Here is a 1,497-nt window from a genome sequence, read left to right as displayed (position 1 = left end):
GCCTGCGAGACCCGGCCGTCACCGTCGCCCCCGCGCACGGACTGACGCTGGTCGAGGTGCGTTACCCCCCCGATGCGGCGCTGGCCGCGCGGGCCGAGGTCACCCGGGCTGTGCGCGTGCCCACCACCCCGTCCGGCTGAGGCTCGCCGGAAAGGGCGGCCTCCCGGCCGGCGCTCCTCGCCGGCCCGGGCGACGATGTGGTGGGCGGTAAGCCCGAAACGTCAACGGCGCGGACCGTGCCCGAGCACCGCCCGATCGCCCATCGGCTCGGTGGCGACCGTGGCCAGGTCGGTCTGGGCGTTGCGCAACGCCTGGTCGGTGGCCGTGCCCACGGTGCCGTCGACGTACGCGACCTGGGTGTAGACGAGGTAGTGCCCGCGGCTCAGCGCGCTGCGCCAGGAGTTGTTCCCGCCCGGCCCGGTGATCTGCGCGTTCTGGATCGAGCCCGCCGGGATCGGCAGCGGCACGATGCCGCCACGGCCCTGGTTGAGCACCTGCGCGGCCTGGGTGGCCGTCGCGCTGGTGTCCAGGGAGAACACCGTTGCTCCCGCGAGTACCTGCCGTCCGCCCTGCTGGGGGCGGCTGAGGAACAGCGAGCGCACCACCTGCCGGCAGTGCGGGGCCTTCAACTGGCCGATCAGGTCACCGGTGAGGTTCGGGCAGCCGGAGTCGAGCTTGCGGGCGAGTCGCTGGTATCCCCGCCCGTCGACCGCGAGGGATGACTCGGGGAAGAACTCCTCGGGGGTCACCGGATCGGAGTCGACCGCGGCGCTGTCGAGGAAGTTCGCCGGGATCGGCGGCAGGGAGGCCGTCGCGGCCGGCGCGGCGCCATCCTTGCCGTTCCCCCCGCCGCGACCCGCGACGATCGCCACGGCGGCGAGGAGGACGAGGACGGCTCCGGCGACGATGGCCAGCAGCCGCCGGGAACCACCGGCCCGGCCCGTCAGGCCGGGCCGCTCACCCGTCCCGGCCGGGGAGGGCGCACCGGTCTCGCTGTGCACCCGGGCGTCGGTGTGTACTTCCCCGGTGTCGGTGGGTTCCCCGCCGTCGGCGGCGTCGAAGTATCCGTGCTCGTCGGGGTACCCATCCTCGGAGTACTCGCCCTCGTCTGGGTACGGATAGCCGTCCCCGTCCGGGTATCCGTCGGCGGCTGGGTGCTCGTCCAGCTCGCCGCGGCCGGTCCAGGCAGCGGAGGTGGTCATGCCGGTCGGGGAGCCGGTGGCGGTCCGGGGATTCGGGTTGGTGAGGGGGTTCGGCCCGGTCCGGGGATTCGGGTTGGTGAGGGGGAGGGGGGTCGGGTTTGTGAGAGGCATCGGGTCGGTGAGGGGAGTGATGCCCGTCAACGAGCCGGGCGCGCCCGACCAGCCCCGGATGGACCAGCCGCTCGCCGGCTCGACCGATGCGTGCTGCGCACCCGACCGCGACGGGAAGCCGGTCCCGGCGCCGGCGGGAACATCGGGGGCGGCGCCTGTCGGCGCGACGCCGTCGGCCGCGGGC

Annotated in this window: 2 pseudogenes; one reads left to right on the top strand and one right to left on the bottom strand. The window is 74.7% G+C overall.

The features are described 5' to 3' along the window. Positions 1 to 140, top strand: a pseudogene (locus ND748_RS31820) (tRNA pseudouridine(38-40) synthase TruA); the annotation flags it as partial. An 81-nt stretch (positions 141 to 221) separates the two neighbouring features. Here ND748_RS31820 and ND748_RS31815 read toward each other — a convergent pair. Beyond that, positions 222 to 1,497 (bottom strand): annotated as a pseudogene (locus tag ND748_RS31815) (hypothetical protein); the annotation flags it as partial.

Source organism: Frankia sp. AiPs1, assembly GCF_023716945.1.
Lineage (GTDB): Bacteria > Actinomycetota > Actinomycetes > Frankiales > Frankiaceae > Frankia.
This window is presented reverse-complemented; position numbering and strand designations above follow the sequence as displayed.